We start from the raw sequence: 15,342 nt of genomic DNA on the forward strand, positions 1-15,342 counted from the left end.
AATTCTGCGGACCGTGGGCGCGACTTCCGTATACAAAATGTGAGCGATCTCACGGCGTCACGCAACATTCACAGGCGACTTCAATAAGGCAGTTGAGGTCATACGATCAGCGATCGCTCGCTGCTTAGTGCTTTCGCGAAAATTCCTGAACCCTGCGAACTTTCGACTTCTGCAACACTCTCTGGGGTGAATCGGACAGTGTTGGTGCTGGCCTTTGACCGATGCTCATGGGCCTAACTCGAACGTGTCAGTCTCGCGGGGCGGATCCGACGATTGTGATCAGAAGAGCGCTGGGTGTCGAACCTCAATCAGCCGCATAGAACGCTTCCCGAATGGGATTCGAGATCGCGCCGGAACTAATAATCGTCGCCTTGGTCATGAACCGTTCGGTGACAAATGATTCCAGGCTGTTTCCCGCCACTTTTCTCAAGAAGAGATCGATGCTCAAGTTATTGAAGGGCTGGATGTCCATATCGTCATCGATCACTACGCCACCCACAAGACGGCCAAGATCAAAGCATGGCTCGCCCGCCGGCCTCATTATCATGCCTATTTTACGCCGACGTCCGCGTCATGGATCAATCAGGTCGAGCGCTGGTTGGCTGCACTCACCAGAAAGCAGATCCAGCGCGGTGTCCACACCTCCGTCGGGCAGCTCGAAGCCGACGTCCGTACCTTCATCCACCAGCACAGCAGAAATCAGAAACGCTTCAATGGACCAAGTCGGCGTACCAGATTTTGGGTTCCGTCAAACGCTTCTGCCACAAAGCCCAGGAGACTTTATGTGGCGAACTTTAGAGTCACGTGACTAGCCTTGAGGACTTAGAAGAATATCGAGGTAGACACCAACAAATTCAGAGCATGTCCCGTTTGGCGCGTGTGTGTAATGCTCGTCGGGTTGTTGATGTATGCCAGTCCTACACTTGCATATATCCCGGGTGCCAGATGCGCGGTATAGGTACCCAAGATCGCTGTGCTGTCGCGATGCACGAGATTCCCTTTGGCCAAGGCAGCGTCCACTGCAAAGTTGCTCCAGACGGTGTTAGTGGCAACAAGAGCAATCTGATCACTGGGCCGACTGTCAAACAGTCCCTTCGCATACAAACGAAGCTCGTAATATTGACTCACTCTGTTTAGGTCAGGTGGAGCGTACATTACAGAGAACCCACCATAGATACCACGATATGCAGAGCCCTGGACATCAGACTGCCAGAGTTGCCTGTCCGCTGCGACGTAGTAGACGCTGTTCGCGTCGGCTCTCGATTGCTGCGGATACTGCAAGTTCTTGTAGCTGCTGTTATTGAAACCGGCGCCCGCCCGCAACCAGGTCTCGGGTAAGCCCGGAGCAGCTTTGTTCTTGTAGCCAATTTCATCAAGCAAAAGAATGCCCGCATTGGCCGTGCTCCAGCTTAAGCCGGTAGGATTTTCGGTGATCTGCGCATACTGACCGTCTGGACTGATTGAGCGCTGGATTGTGACCTTGTCATATAGGTGATCATCAAAATTGTACTTCACGTTGAGAGCTGGCGTAGGCGCGGCATTGTTGCTCATGCCAGCTTGATACAGGATATTCGACGAAGGGGCCAAAACGCTTGCTCCTGCGTTCCCTCCGACCAATGTGCCTGCGAACTCATTTACATTTCTGAGGTAACCCATTTTGAGTTCGAGCTTCCTGTCGAAGAACGTCTGGTAGTAGGCCAATGTATTGAGACCCGCTCTATCTGGCCCGCCGGGTTTCCATGTCCAGTATTGCTGCTCGGCTCCCACGATGATCTGACCATCGGGAATTCCAAAGCGGCTGAGATCGTAGGTCACAATCATGAAATTTACGGTACTAAATGTCGGAATCTGGCCCATATATAGCTGATTGGCGGTGGTGGCTCTGGCTGCATTTGGCAGTTGATTGTCTACGAGGCTGATTACTGTTCCGCCAACGTAGCCGATCCCAACATCTGCCAGCGCGGATCTAACGCCGCCTTTATCCTGATCTATCGTATCGGCAGGACCAGGGATATTGAGCCACATACCTTTTTCGCGGAGGTTCTCGAACTTTGCGAATGGGTCGATCTCCTTTTGAGTTCTGTTCTTAGCAATTTCATCCGCACTGTCGCGCTTTATGGTAAGCAAACTGGCAGTTTGTGCTAGCGCCGAGTTAAGAAGCGTTGCTCGTTTGAGCTGGCGGCTTCGGAATTTTGTGGCCGGATCGGACTCCCTCTGAATTCTTCTTCTAGCAACCTCATCTGGAATGTCCCGTTTTGGCTTCGGCCCTTTGGCAGTCTGTGCCAGCGCCGAACTGCCGACGAGGCTCGCTGCTAGGGAGAGTGCGATAGCAAGCCCTCTTTGCTTCGTAGTTGATCGAAAGCTGAAAACGTGTGCCGCAGCCGTCGCCACGACAAAGTAACCATGCATAGTGAACTCCGCGTCCGTATCGCTAGTCTTGAATGGATTGCGCTCCGGCCTGATTGGCCCGGAGCTGACCCCCAACCTTCTAATGTCTGAAGGCTCCGGGGCTGATGCTTGGCAGCAATGGGCCCGTCTATCTCAGCGATACCCGCTGAGCCTTCCCGACCTCGTCACCGGCCGGCACGCTATTGGCTTGATCGGCGACGCACGTGTCGAGCACGCCATACCGCGGCAAGCTAATCGACTGTTCCAACGCGGTTCTGTTGCGCTGCCTCGGTGTCGAGAGCGGCCGGCTTTATTCGGTGCCTTCGCTCGGCGAGATAGTGGCGACGGGCGGACGGCGCCTCGCTGTCCTCGCCACCAATACACTGCGAACGACCCGCCTCTTCCACCACAAGCATGAGGATTTCGGCCGTGCACTCTGGAAGAAGACGTCTCCTTCGAGAAGATAGCAGTCATCAGAAAGCAGGGCTCGCGCGCCAGCGACGACGCGTTGGCTCCATGATGCTTCACTGGCATCGCGGTAGCCGAGAGACGAGGCAACTGACAGGCCCGAAGCCCAGAGACCGTTGAAAACTGTGCGCCCGGCGATCGCGCCAGAAGGTCCATCATGGGCTTGCATAAGAAAGGAGAGATCGCGGTTGGAGCCGATTTGATAGCCGCAGATGCGTTGGCACATCCATCAGGGCCGTTGGAGCGGCCAGTTCTATATTGCATCCCAGTTCCTTTGACGTGTGATCCGCGCGACCTTCATTAACCGCCGATTGCCATGTGTCCGTCATCTCCTCCAACTGCTAACGTTAGTAGTTGACTGGGTCGCAAGGCGTTGCCTGTCGATGCAGGGATCGTGGCTGTTTCGCTGCTCGGGGTGAGGCCCCTCGGCAATTAGACGAACTCTGGCGGTGCTGGCATCAGTCCAGTGGAAATCGGGCGTCGGTCACTCGTGAGCGCTGCAGCCGCTCAGCTCTTTACGCGCCCATCTCTCGGCGGAAACGCAGTTAAACCGCGATTCGTTGATCTGCATCATTAGCGTCGTTCTCAAGCGACGGCTTTGAGAGGTTGCTCGGATGGACCCAGAGAAAAGGTTGGCCGAGTTCGTCGTTCGGGTGACCATTGACGATCATCCTCAGGATGTCGGTGACGTAGGCGAGAGGACCGAGGTCATTGATCTTGCAGATTTATGCCGACCGCCGGACCCGCCGAACGGGTTTGTCTTCCGAATTTTTGTAAATGGGCTCGACATAGTCGGCGTTGTGCCCCGCCTTCGACTGCCCCGGCCAGATAGCTTGAAGAGTATTTGGGCATGAGCCGACTATTCCGGCGCGTTAAGAGTGGACCCATGGACAGCTCGTAGACCTCTAAGTGGCGCGTTTCATCAAGGAACGGACTTGCGGGCAAACGCAAGTGGCGATGCCTGGCGCGATACGAGCCTGAAAGATGGAAATAACGACTGGCTCGCATGGGGGCGCCGGCAAATGGAAGATTGTTCGCAGGCTTTTTCTGAATGGCGAGGAAATGCTGCGCCATGGCCGATGAAGACGAGAACTATTGCTTTGCAGTGGCGCTATGATGTAGGAGCCGGCGATGCGCAAAAAGTATCACATCGCACCGATCATAGGACCGGATGACCCAACGATGAGGGCAACGTTGCGGATAACGATTTGTCGATGGTCGCGGCTCGCTGCAGCTCTTGACCATCGTGTGAGAGCGCGTCAACGAGAAAAGCCAACACAGACCCGGACATCGAGCGAGGGATGATGGAGATCATGGATCAAACGGCCGGTTCGGACTTGCCGCCGGTATTGCATAAGTCGTCGAGACGCGTTTCGTGGCTTTTAGTGCTCGTGGTTTTCCTCGTTGGCCTGTGCGCTGCAGGAGCCTATTTTTGGACCAACGTCGGAGAACTTGTCGAGACGTTGGCGGCCCGTGAAGTCGCCCCAATGCCAGGCTTGTCACCGGAGGACCGGGCGGCCCTGTCGGAGATTCAGTCGGGACAACAGAAGGCTAGCGATGAGCTCGCGGAACTTAACCGCAGCATCAGTGCCCAGCTGGCCGATTTAACACGAATGTCAGATCAAATCGCAGCGCTGACTTTACGAATCGACTCATTGCAGAATCCGGCACCCACGGCTTCTCCTCCTCATGTTCCTCGTCCGACGCCTGGCCATGCCGTGTCGGAGCCGACCAAGACACTCGTGCGCTCGTCGAAACCACAAGGGCCGGTTTCCGTCGGGGGCGCGCCACTGGTCTCAGGACCGAAGCCGGACGAGCCTTGATGACATCCCAGAGTGCTACAGGCTAGTCCAGCCCGCCAGCTGCTCGACGCGGTTGATCGTTTCTCGCAAAGCTGCCTGCCGAGCGATTACGGTGCCAAGACTTGCGGCAGTGCCAGGTCTCCAACGTGACGCTCGCAGCGGCCGTCGACATCGTTGCCGCACCGAGTGCAGTTTGGATCAGATTGCATAGAACCATTTCTACATGGTCGAGGCGCCGTCCTGTTAGCGACGAGCGGTGATCTTTGGATCCGTTTACGCTGCTTGTTAATAGGGTGAACGATTGAGATAAGCGTCGAATGCGGCAGCAACAGCGCGAATCACAAAGCGGTGCTCCTGCCTCACGCGGATGAAACCCTTTTGGATGTCGACTATCCCGTCCTCGGCGAGCATCGCCAAGCGTTCAGCTGAATCGAGAAAAGGGATCGCATAAACCCCGTGGGCGGCACAGATTGCCGGCACGTCGGCCTCCAGATCGCACATTAGCCGTTCGATGATCGCGGCTCGGACGCGGTCTTCATCGGTGAGACGGTAGCCTTTTGACGTCGCCAGACGGCCAGCTCTGATCTTCCGGCTGTAGGAGTTTGTTGCAACATCGTTCTGGACGTAACCGTCGCCGAGACGGCCGATGGCCGACGTGCCGAAGCCGATCAGGGTTTTGCAGGTGTCGGCCGAGTAACCCAAGGAGTTACGCCGCAGGCGACCGGCTTTCTGCGCCAGCGCGAGCTCATCGTCCGGCAAGGCGAAATGGTCGAGCCCGATTTGGTGGTAGCCGGCGGCGACCAGCGTATCGGCCACGGCCGCAGCCTGTTCGGCGCGGGCAGCACTGTCCGGCAGCGCTGCCTCATCGATCAGGCGCTGACGTTTCATATACGAAGGAACGTGCGCGTAGCCGAAAACCGCGAGCCGGTCCGGGCGCATGGCCACCGCCGTCGCCGCGCTCTCGACGCAGGACTGCACCGTCTGATTAGGAAGACCGAAGATGAGGTCGAAGTTGATGCGGCTTATTCCGTGCTGGTGAAGATTTTCGACGGCAGCGGCCGCCTGCGCCTTACTCTGGACCCGGTTGATCGCTTTTTGAACAATGGGATCGAAACTCTGCACGCCGAGGCTCGCGCGGTTCACGCCGGCTGCTCCTAAGGCTTCGGCCATCTCGACCGTCAACGTGCGCGGGTCGATCTCGACGGCGATCGCAGCCGTTTTCCTGAACGCGAAGCGGCGGCGCAGGAGTTCCATCAGGGCCAGGAACTCCGCTGGCTCGATGACGGTCGGCGTTCCGCCGCCGAAGTGCACGTCGCTCACGGGCAGCGCTTGCGGCGCTTTCTCCGCGACCAAACGGATCTCCTCACGCAGCACCGACAAATAATTGAGGATCGGCGCATCCCGGCGAGTGATGGCCGTAGGGAATCCGCAATACCAGCAGATCGACCGGCAGAACGGAATGTGGAGATAGAGCGACACGGAGTCGTCAGCCGGCAGGCGCCTCAGCCATTTCTCACAATCCCGTGCACCGACCTCCGCGGAGAACTCCTGTACAGTTGGATAGATGGTGTACCAAGGCAAACGGGCATCGCAATACTTTTTCAGGATTGAGGCCTGCAACGGTTGTTGTCCCACGCTTACATCAGCGTCACCCTAACCGCTGCGCTCTCCTGTGTCTTTGCGCCATATCAATCGGTCCGCTTTAGCCACGAGATCTGCGTTCCGTCGATGTCCATAAGGCGACCGGTTAGCATGATAGCGGGAGCGATAGCCACTCCCTGACACTCATTTGATGTTTGTGAGGAGAAGGAATTTATCACATGACTGATGTTGAGAGCATGGCTTAATGTCGAGGATCGACGTGCGCGCCGTTCCGCTTTCGAGTCCCATCCCGCATCTTCGGTTTGATTGATGCGCTCGAGGCGAACGAGTGCTTCATGAGGATCGCCCTGGCGATCTCCTCAAAGCAACAACGAAAATGGCAGAAGTGCGGTTATGCTCAACAGATCCGGGGCAATTGTTCGCCCGCCAGCCAATCGACAATTCGCCCGCCACCAAAGCCGGTTGACATCTGCACAAACTGATGATTGTCGGCTACGGCCTCGCCGATATCAGCCGCATCGCACCCGAGCGGATGCGCCTTCATGGCTGCAAGCACGGCATCGGCCATATCAGGCGCCACGATGGCAACGAGCTTGCCCTCGTTAGCAACATGTAGCGGATCAAGCCCAAGGAGTTCGCAGGCGGCGGCAACCGCCGGCTTCACCGGAATGGCCTCTTCCTGCAGACGGAACCCGAGGCCCGACTGATGCGCAATCTCGTTGAGCATCGCCGCAAGACCGCCGCGCGTGGGGTCGCGCATCACCCGGATGCTGCTGCCGCCCGCCGCAACCATTAGGGCCACGAGATCATGCAGCGCTGCGGAATCCGAGACGATCTCGGTCTCGAAAGCGAGATTCTGGCGCCTCGACATGATCGCCGTACCATGGTCACCGAGACTGCCGGAGACCAGCACGCGGTCGCCGACCCTTGCCTTCTCGGCGGAGAGATCGAGCCCATCGGCCAAAACCCCGACCCCTGTCGTCGAGATGAACAGGCCGTCCGCCTTCCCGCGCTCGACGACCTTGGTGTCACCCGTGATGATGTAAACGCCGGCGGCGCGCGCGGCCTCGCCCATCGAATCCGCAATCGTCTTCAGATCCGAGAAGCGGAAGCCCTCCTCGATGATGAAACTTGCCGACAGATAGAGCGGACGCGCGCCGCCCATTGCGACATCATTGATCGTGCCGTGGACCGCGAGCGATCCGATATTGCCGCCGGGAAAGAACAGCGGCGAAACCACATAGCCATCGGTCGTCATCACCATCCTGCCGGCGCCAACATCGAAGGCCGCCTGATCGTTGCCGCGGGCGAGCCATTCATTGCCGAAGGCTTCATGAAACAGGCCGGAGATCAGCTGCGCCATGGCGCGCCCCCCCGCGCCGTGGGACAGGTCGATCCGTCCGTTCTTGACGTCGAGCTTGCGTTGATAGGCCGTCGCTCTCATCACGCCCGCCTCAACTGATAATCGCGAAACCGGCCATACGTCCAATGCGCGGCACAGGCGCCTTCCGATGAGACCATGCAGGATCCTGTCGGGATTTCCGGCGTGCAGACGGTTCCGAACAGCTCGCAGTCAACCGGCCTCTTCACGCCGCGCAGGATGGCCCCGCACTCGCACGCCGGATTATCGGCGACACGCACTTCGTGCATCGCAAAACGCATCTCGGCGTCGAACTGAGCGTAAGCCTGCTTTAGCTTCAGTCCGCTATGGGGTACGAGCCCGAGCCCGCGCCATTCGAACTGGTCACGCAACTCGAAGATATCCGACACCTCTTCCTGGGCGCGCCGATTGCCTTTCCGCGTCACCGCACGGCTGTATTGGTTCTCCACCTCATGTCGGCCTTCGTTCACCTGCCGCACCAGCATCAGGATCGCCTGCATCATGTCGAGCGGTTCAAATCCCGCGATCACGATCGGCTTGCCGAATTGTTGTGCGAGGACTTCGTAAGGCTCCGTGCCGATGATGGCGCTGACATGCGCAGGCCCGAGGAAGCCATCAACTTCGACCCGCCCGATATTGCGGATATCGGGACTCTCGAGAATGCTGTGCATCGCCGAGGGAGTCAGCACGTGGTTGCAGAACACGCTGAAACTCTTCAGCCATTTCTTCTCGGCAAGCCGGATCATCACCGCCGTCGGCGGCGTCGTGGTCTCAAATCCAATGGCAAAAAAGACCACCTCCCGATTCGGCGCCTGTTCGGCGATCCGGATCGCATCGAGCGTCGAGTAGACCATCCGAATGTCGGCGCCGAACGCCTTGGCGGTCAGCAGGGATTTTCCCTGCGAGCCGGGCACGCGCATCAGGTCGCCATAAACACAGAGGGTGACCTCCGGCCGCTCGGCGAGCCTGATCGCCATGTCGATCCGGCTGGCGGGGAGAACACAGACGGGACAACCCGGCCCGTGGATCATGCGAACATTCGCAGGCAGCATATCCTCCAGACCATAGCGGGAAATCGCATGCGTGTGTCCGCCGCAGAATTCCATGAACCGATATTCACTTTGCGACTCGGCTTCGGCGCCAATCGCACGCGCGAGCCCCCGCGCGATGGTCTTGTCGCGAAATTCGTCGGCATATTTCATGACTGGAGGTCCTGCCCCTCGCTGCCTAGCTCCTGTAGGAGCTGCAGCGTGCGCTCGGCTTCGGCTGGGTCGATTCTAGCCAGGGCGTAGCCGACATGGACAAGGACGTAGTCCCCCACCGCGAGATCGTCGATGAGCGCGATCGATATCTCCTTGCTGATGCCGTCGATGGACACGATGGCCATGTCGTCGGGAAGAATTTTCGCGACCTCAGCTGGTACCGAGAGACACATATTAGGCTGTTCCTTCCAGGGCTGACGGCCGTTCTGCAATCTGCAGAGCGGCAATCCAGGCTTGTCCGAGGCTCAAGCCACCGTCATTGGGTGGAACCTGGCGTGGCAGCAGCGGGGTGAGGCCGGCCGCAATGCAGCCGCGCTCGATTTCATCCGCGAGTACCGCGTTCAGGAAGCAGCCGCCGCTCAGAACGACGGTGGCAACGCCAGTCGTCCGCGCCGCGCGCGCGACCCAGTCAACGCAGGCAGCGGCGAACGTGCCATGAAACAGCCCGGCTCCCTCCGTGGCGCCGACGTCGTCTGCAATCAAACGCGCAAACAGCGGGCGAAAGGACAGCACGTCGCCATCGATCATCCAGCCCGCTTCAAGCACCGCAGTCCGCCGCACACGCGCCTCGAGCTTCATCGCGGCTTCGCCCTCATAGCTCTGCAAAGTCGCGATCCCCAGCAGCGCCGCCGCGGCGTCGAACAACCGGCCCGCGCTGGTCGTGGTCGCCACGCCGGGCTGATCGAGCAATAACGACAGACGCTCGGCCTGCGGCTGTGCTGCAAAGCGCAGCCTGATTTCGTTTTCCCGCCCCAGCAAGTGAAATATTGCGCTCGCCATGCGCCAAGGCTCGCGGGCTGCGCGATCTCCGCCGGGCATTTGCAAGGGCGCGAGATGCCCGATCCGTCGAAACCCGGCGCCTTGGCACAACAATAGCTCGCCACCCCAGTTGCCACCGTCGGAGCCATAGCCATAGCCGTCGAGCAGAAGGGCGAGCGTAGGCCCGGCAAGGCCATGCTCCGCGATGGCGGCGGCAGCGTGCGCGTGGTGATGCTGGACAGCGACCAGCGCGCGGCCGCTTGCTTCCGCAAAGCGGGTGGTCGCGATGTTGGGATGCAGATCATGGGCAATGACGACAGGATCGACGTCGAGGGTCGATGTGAGGTGCCGGATCGTATCCTCGAAAAAGCGGATGCCTTCGGCCGTATCGAGATCGCCGATGTGCTGGGAGACGAAGGCCTCACTGCCCCGCGTGACCGTGATGGTCGATTTCAGCGCGCCGCCGACGGCGAGCACGGGCAGCACAGACCTCGCAAGCCGGATCGGTTCGGGAACATAGCCGCGGGCGCGACGAATGAATTGGCGCCGCCCCGCCACCACCGCCACCACGGAATCATCGGCGCGCGTCAGAATATCGCGATCGTGGGTCACAATAAGATCGGCGATGCCCGCGAGCCGCCGCAGCGCCTCCGCGTTGTCGATCGGGAGCGGTTCGCCGCCGGGATTAGCACTGGTGCTCACAACGACCGGACGCCATGCACCTGTCGAACGAAGCTCATGGAAGATGAGGTGATGCAATGGGGCCACCGGCAGCATGACGCCGACGCGCGACAGGCCGGGGGCTATCGCCGGCGCTAGATTGTTGCGCGACGGCAGGAGAACGATCGGGCGGGCGACAGATTCGAGCAGTGGAAGCTCGGCGGCATTCGCCTCCGCAATCTCGCTGACCTGCTCTGCGGAACCAACCATGACCGCGAACGGCTTCTGGTTGCGCTGCTTCCTCCTGCGCAAACGCTGCACGGCGTCATGGTTGCGAGCGTCGCAAAGCAGCTGGTACCCGCCAACTCCCTTTATCGCGACGATCTGGCCGGCGGCTATCGCCGCGGCAATGTCGTTGATCCCATGACTGAGCCGAGGACCGCATGTCGGACACGCAATCGCTTCCGCATGAAACCTGCGGCTCGCCGGATCGGCATATTCGCCCGCGCAGGCGGCACACATCGCAAACTCGCTCATCGCGGTGTTGCGGCGATCGTAGGGAAGCCGTTCGGCGATGGTATAGCGCGGGCCGCAATGAGAGCAGTTGATGAAGGGATAGAGGTAATGGCGGCTGTTCGGGTCGAACAGCTCATCGAGACATTCTTGGCATGTCGCGGCATCGGCGACGATCCGCGTCGACACCCTCCCGTGTTCGCTGGCGCGGATCGAAAAGTCTTTCGTCGAAAGCGCGTCAATCTCCTGAACGGAGATGTGGTCGATCCGCGCCAATGGAGGCCTTTCGAGTGGTAAAGCGGCCACAAACTCGCACGTAAGGTCGCCCTCGACCTCGATGATCACGCCATCGGGATCGTTGGCGACGAACCCGGTCAACCGATAGCGGGTAGCGAGACCATAAATATACGGACGAAAGCCGACACCCTGCACGGCGCCACTGACGCGCACCCGCAGCCGCGTTCCGCCGCGGGCGATGCCGTCGCTGCTCGCGCTCATCGCAATTCGTCCCCGACGGGACGTCTCTGATGCGCAGCCTGCTTCCGGATCCAGGCGTAGAGCGCGGCAAAGCCCTCGCCCGTACGCGCCGAAACCGTCAGCACCTCAATGTTCGGATTGACACGTCTCGCATATTCGACGGTCTGGGCTAGATCGAATTCGATCACCGGCGCCAGATCAATCTTGTTGATCAGCATCAGCGACGATGCGGCGAACATATCCGGATATTTGAGCGGCTTGTCTTCACCATCGGCGGTCGAGAACACCACGATCTTGCAGGCCTCGCCGAGATCGAACGCCGCGGGACAAACTAGATTCCCGACATTCTCGATGAAGAGAATACCGCCCTTGAGCGGCGGCAAGCGCCGATAAGCCTCGCCGATCATCGCAGCATCGAGATGGCAGCCCTTGCCGGTATTGATCTGGATTGCGGGCACGCCGGTGGCGCGAATGCGATCGGCATCGTTCGAGGTCTGCTGGTCGCCCTCGATGACACCAACCGGGCGGCTGCCCTTGAGCTCGGACACGGCGCGGACGAGCAGCGAGGTTTTGCCCGCGCCCGGACTAGAAACAAGATTGAACACGAGCAGGTCATCGGTCAGGAAGCGCGCGCGGTTGTCGGCGGCGATGCTATTGTTCTTGCCAAGGATGTCGCGCTCGATCCGAATGGCTCGCTCGCTGCTCATACCCGCGATCTTCAAGCCGGCCGGGTCGGCGCCACAATCCACAAGCGCGCCTCCGCCCTTAGCATGCTGATGGCTATGATCATGATGGTGATAATGGCCATCGTGATGGTTGTGAGAATCATGCACGTTTTGACCGCTAGGCACATGATCATGATGGTGGCCGTGCTGATCATGCGCATGATCATGGTGATGGCCCTGCTTTTGCGCACTTTGCGCGTCGGCGCGTTCGATGGAGGGCGTTCTTTTGCTACAGCCACATACGGTACACATCAGTCGACCTCCAGCTCTTTCACTCGCATCTCTTCGCCCGCAGTCACCTGCAGCTGATAGCTGCCGCAGCAGGGACACGGGTCATCGCGCTGCGCAATCTCAACGCTCCTCGAACAGGCCATGCACCAGGCGACGCCAGGCAATTCGACGACCTCAACAACCGCGCCGTCGGCGATGGTCCGCGCGGCAACGGCCGCAAAGCAGAACTTCATCGCTTCGGGAGCGACATGGCTCAGCGCCCCGATCTCCAGACATACGGTCTTTACCCTGGAAAACGATCGCCGGCGCGCCTCCTCCTCGACGATCTCGACGATGCCCTCACAAAGCGCCATTTCATGCATCGCCAATTTCGCGAAAATTGAGAGTGAACCCGACGCAAGGGTCGAAGGATGCGACCATCGCGCGAACCGCACGCTGTCCCCGTGGTTTCGCGATCAGCACCGCGCCTTGCAGGCTGCGGACAAGCGGTCCGCGCGCGTGAAAATTCCACTCGGTTGGGGCAAGAACTTCGAAGCGCGACATCTGCCCCTGACGATCAAGCTCAACCGCGTGATAGAGACGTCCCCTCGCGCATTCGACCGCGGCCGCACCAAGGCCCGGCCCCAGCCTGTAGCTTTCGACGATCCCATCCTCCGCTGTTTCAACATGAGCACCGGCGCGGAGCCAAGCGTGCAGCCGCACGATTTCCGCGATCCTCGCCTTCAGCCGCTCGGCCGGCCCCGACCGGCCTAGCGTGAGCTGATCACGCATCATTTGGCGCGCCCACGCACCTGTTTCGGGAACGGGGCCCTCCAGGTCGAGGCAACGGCAAAATCCTGCATCATCCGCGAGCAGCCTTTCAATGACGTCGCGGTCGTCGGCAACGGACAAAAACGAGTGCTGCATCGGCGTCGGGTTCAAGGCGTCTTCCTCGAGAGCCGCGATGCGAAGCGCGAGTGGGTTACCGAGCATCGGCGCGCCGTCTTCGTTCGTTATGCCAAGCGCTGCCAGCGCAATCGCAACCCGCGCTGTTGCCTCGCGTCGAACCTGGCCGCAGCCGGGCTCTGCGCTGCTGAGAAGTGCCGATACCCCCTCCATCAGGGCGCGGATCGCTGCGGCGCTGGTGGTATCCAGCGCGAAATGCCCGACAAACAGGCCCCGCAGCAATTCCGCCAGCCGCTCGGCAACGACCATGGCGATACGATGCTGCCGCGTCGCAAGGCTGATGTTTTCGCCGCGCGCCGCCTCGATCGCGGACAGGAATGCCACCTGGTGCGCGGCGGCACACAACGAGAAGATTCGCGGCAGCACGTTGAGCAACGAAGCGACCGGCTTGCCGGCGAACAGCCGCGCCAGTGGCGGCCGGGCGCGCGGCAGAATCTCGACCGCCGCAATTGCGTCGCCAGCAAGCGATACGGTAACATCGATCTGGTTGCGGACGGCGAGGCTCATGCGCGCCGCTCCGCCAGTACACGGCGCAAGAAATGCCGGCGGTCGATCGGACTGATATGTGGCGCATCGGGCCCATGTGACGCCGCGCGATTGGCCGGCGACATCAGCGCCGCGAGCACTGCTTCGGCGGTGGCGCGCGCAGACGCCATATCCTCGAACTCAAACATCGGCGAAAACAGTGAGTAGCTCGCGAGCGAGCCCACGGGCGCCAGCTCACTGACGGTGAATTCGATCTCGCCGGCCGGAAATCGCAAGCGCAGGTTCGATCCCGTGCCCGGAGACGATTGCGAAGTGCCGTCACGCATGGATATGACCACGTTCATGAACCAGGGCGTGACCATGATGCCGACGACCCTGCCCTCGCGCGCGCGAAAGCCGATGGCTTCGACGCTCAAGGCCTCGTTGAAGATCGGCAGGTCGCGCATGGTGCGATCGGCGATATCCCGATAGGCTGCCGCGAGCATCTCGCCCCACGCCGACGCATCGGCGTGCACGCTTCTGCGGGGATGCTGTTCGCGGTCAGACGTCATCTTCAATCGCCATGAACTTAGATTTGGGCGCATCGCAATTTGGACAACGCCAATTTTCGGGCAACCCGGCGAAAGGCGTTCCCGCTGCAATCTGCGTCGCCTCATCCCCATCAGCCGGGTCGTAGACGATCCAACAGATGCCGCACTCCATGCGCGCGCCGCCTGCGATATCCTTCCTGACGCCAGAATTCTCGAAGCTCGTCATTCGAAGTACGCCTTGATGATTTCTTGCAGGCGTTCGGCGGAATCTGAGAAATCCTCCTCGGCGGCCAACGCAACTGCTGGCACGCCGCCGACCTCCAGCGTATCCAGAATGATGGTGTCCATGGCATTGAAGAACTGCACCGACCAGACGTTCCGGATGCCTGTCGCAAGCACTCGGCAAGTCCCGTAGCCGCGCGAGATGAGCTGGATCGGCCCGTTTCCAACGCTTTGCTGCAGAAACGCCTGGTCGACCGCGCTCATCGGCAGCAGGGAGAAGTTAATGATCTGCGAGCGCATGCCCGACCGCCAGGCCAGCGCCCGCTCGCGGATTTCCGCGAGCACCGGCAGCACGTTCATCGCGCCTTCCGGTGCCGCGCCGATCATGAGATCGCTCGACGTCAGGTCGGTTGCGGCGCGCCGCACGATCTCCGGGATCGCACCGACCTCGACATATTCGTGTGCGGCGTCGGTCTCGATGCGCACGCGCCAGATTCCCGCAAGTACCGATTCCTGGATTTGCGCCACGCGGCCACCCGGCAGCGCAACGACCCCGGCGAGCTCGCCCTCCCCAAGCACGTCCGCAATCAGCTTGCGCTCAAGATCGCTGAGATTCCCGAGCCTGAACAGCTGCGTCGGCAGGTCGCTCTTCTGGCCGGAAATAGCAGCCCCGACGGAAGACAACAGCGCGATGGCATTCGGACAGTTCCTTGCCAGCTCGATGCCATCGAGCGAAGCGAGCTTCGCGAGCTCACCCGCAGCCGTCAACCCGCTATGGGCTGCGTCGAGACTTTCCGCGGCGATGGGAAACACGCTCATCGGCTGCTCGCATTTTCTCGGCGCTATCGGGTGCGACCCAGAAAACTGTTTCATGATACGACGTTCCGTTGG

At 60.2% G+C, this 15,342-nt stretch carries 15 protein-coding genes and 1 pseudogene; 2 read left to right on the forward strand and 14 right to left on the reverse strand.

Translation table 11 applies throughout. From position 1 onward, the window contains the following. Nucleotides 1-304: 304 nt before the first annotated feature. Nucleotides 305-541 carry a hypothetical protein gene (locus LMTR13_RS41305; RefSeq protein ID WP_156795823.1) on the reverse strand — a complete coding sequence of 79 codons (237 nt, stop codon included), beginning with the start codon at nt 539-541 and terminating at the stop codon, nt 305-307. Between LMTR13_RS41305 and LMTR13_RS39910 the strand changes: the two are divergent. After that, nucleotides 431-798 (forward strand): annotated as a pseudogene (locus tag LMTR13_RS39910) (IS630 family transposase); the annotation flags it as partial. The gene LMTR13_RS41305 and the pseudogene LMTR13_RS39910 sit on opposite strands and share 111 nt — an antisense overlap. Nucleotides 799-822: 24 nt before the next feature. Here the strand turns inward: LMTR13_RS39910 and LMTR13_RS39915 are convergent. Next, entirely contained in the window at nt 823-2,409 is a 1,587-nt protein-coding gene (locus LMTR13_RS39915; RefSeq protein WP_083219246.1) for a carbohydrate porin, read from the reverse strand. 289 nt (nt 2,410-2,698) lie between these two features. Continuing rightward, a complete protein-coding gene (locus LMTR13_RS43890) occupies nt 2,699-3,082 on the reverse strand; it encodes an isocitrate lyase/phosphoenolpyruvate mutase family protein (RefSeq protein WP_083219247.1) in 384 nt (127 codons plus the stop codon). Between the two features lie 1,075 nt (nt 3,083-4,157). Between LMTR13_RS43890 and LMTR13_RS26970 the strand changes: the two genes are divergently transcribed. Beyond that, nucleotides 4,158-4,679 carry a hypothetical protein gene (locus tag LMTR13_RS26970; protein ID WP_083219248.1) on the forward strand — a complete coding sequence of 174 codons (522 nt, stop codon included), beginning with the start codon at nt 4,158-4,160 and terminating at the stop codon, nt 4,677-4,679. Between the two features lie 264 nt (nt 4,680-4,943). Here the strand turns inward: LMTR13_RS26970 and hemN are convergent, their stop codons facing one another. The 11 genes from hemN to LMTR13_RS27025 form a co-directional block, all read right to left on the reverse strand. Further along, on the reverse strand, nt 4,944-6,278 hold the full coding sequence (hemN, locus tag LMTR13_RS26975) for an oxygen-independent coproporphyrinogen III oxidase (RefSeq protein ID WP_065730421.1): 1,335 nt from the start codon (nt 6,276-6,278) through the stop codon (nt 4,944-4,946). Nucleotides 6,279-6,657: 379 nt separating this feature from the next. Beyond that, complete coding sequence (gene hypE, locus LMTR13_RS26980) at nt 6,658-7,704, reverse strand: hydrogenase expression/formation protein HypE (RefSeq protein ID WP_065730422.1); 1,047 nt, start codon at nt 7,702-7,704, stop codon at nt 6,658-6,660. Next, on the reverse strand, nt 7,704-8,843 hold the full coding sequence (hypD, locus tag LMTR13_RS26985; protein WP_065730423.1) for a hydrogenase formation protein HypD: 1,140 nt from the start codon (nt 8,841-8,843) through the stop codon (nt 7,704-7,706). The genes hypE and hypD overlap by 1 nt, the downstream gene beginning before the upstream one ends. Then, entirely contained in the window at nt 8,840-9,076 is a 237-nt protein-coding gene (locus LMTR13_RS26990) for a HypC/HybG/HupF family hydrogenase formation chaperone (protein WP_065730424.1), read from the reverse strand. The genes hypD and LMTR13_RS26990 overlap by 4 nt, the downstream gene beginning before the upstream one ends. 1 nt (nt 9,077) lies before the next feature. Continuing rightward, nucleotides 9,078-11,333: a carbamoyltransferase HypF gene (hypF, locus tag LMTR13_RS26995; RefSeq protein WP_065730425.1), complete on the reverse strand. Its 2,256-nt coding sequence runs from the start codon at nt 11,331-11,333 to the stop codon at nt 9,078-9,080. Beyond that, on the reverse strand, nt 11,330-12,289 hold the full coding sequence (gene hypB / locus LMTR13_RS27000; RefSeq protein ID WP_065730426.1) for a hydrogenase nickel incorporation protein HypB: 960 nt from the start codon (nt 12,287-12,289) through the stop codon (nt 11,330-11,332). The genes hypF and hypB overlap by 4 nt, the downstream gene beginning before the upstream one ends. Then, nucleotides 12,289-12,630 carry a hydrogenase maturation nickel metallochaperone HypA gene (gene hypA / locus LMTR13_RS27005; protein WP_065730427.1) on the reverse strand — a complete coding sequence of 114 codons (342 nt, stop codon included), beginning with the start codon at nt 12,628-12,630 and terminating at the stop codon, nt 12,289-12,291. Before hypA ends, hypB begins: the two co-directional genes overlap by 1 nt. Then, nucleotides 12,623-13,720, reverse strand: coding sequence for a nickel-dependent hydrogenase large subunit (locus LMTR13_RS27010; RefSeq protein WP_065730428.1), 1,098 nt, complete (start codon nt 13,718-13,720; stop codon nt 12,623-12,625). Before LMTR13_RS27010 ends, hypA begins: the two co-directional genes overlap by 8 nt. Then, nucleotides 13,717-14,250 carry a [NiFe]-hydrogenase assembly chaperone HybE gene (hybE, locus tag LMTR13_RS27015; RefSeq protein WP_065730429.1) on the reverse strand — a complete coding sequence of 178 codons (534 nt, stop codon included), beginning with the start codon at nt 14,248-14,250 and terminating at the stop codon, nt 13,717-13,719. Before hybE ends, LMTR13_RS27010 begins: the two co-directional genes overlap by 4 nt. Continuing rightward, nucleotides 14,240-14,455 (reverse strand): rubredoxin, encoded by a 216-nt coding sequence (locus LMTR13_RS27020; RefSeq protein ID WP_065730430.1) that lies wholly within the window; start codon nt 14,453-14,455, stop codon nt 14,240-14,242. Before LMTR13_RS27020 ends, hybE begins: the two co-directional genes overlap by 11 nt. After that, complete coding sequence (locus LMTR13_RS27025; RefSeq protein WP_236843161.1) at nt 14,452-15,270, reverse strand: hydrogenase expression/formation protein; 819 nt, start codon at nt 15,268-15,270, stop codon at nt 14,452-14,454. Before LMTR13_RS27025 ends, LMTR13_RS27020 begins: the two co-directional genes overlap by 4 nt. Between the last annotated feature and the right edge of the window lie 72 nt (nt 15,271-15,342).

It is taken from the genome of Bradyrhizobium icense, from assembly GCF_001693385.1.
Lineage (GTDB): Bacteria > Pseudomonadota > Alphaproteobacteria > Rhizobiales > Xanthobacteraceae > Bradyrhizobium > Bradyrhizobium icense.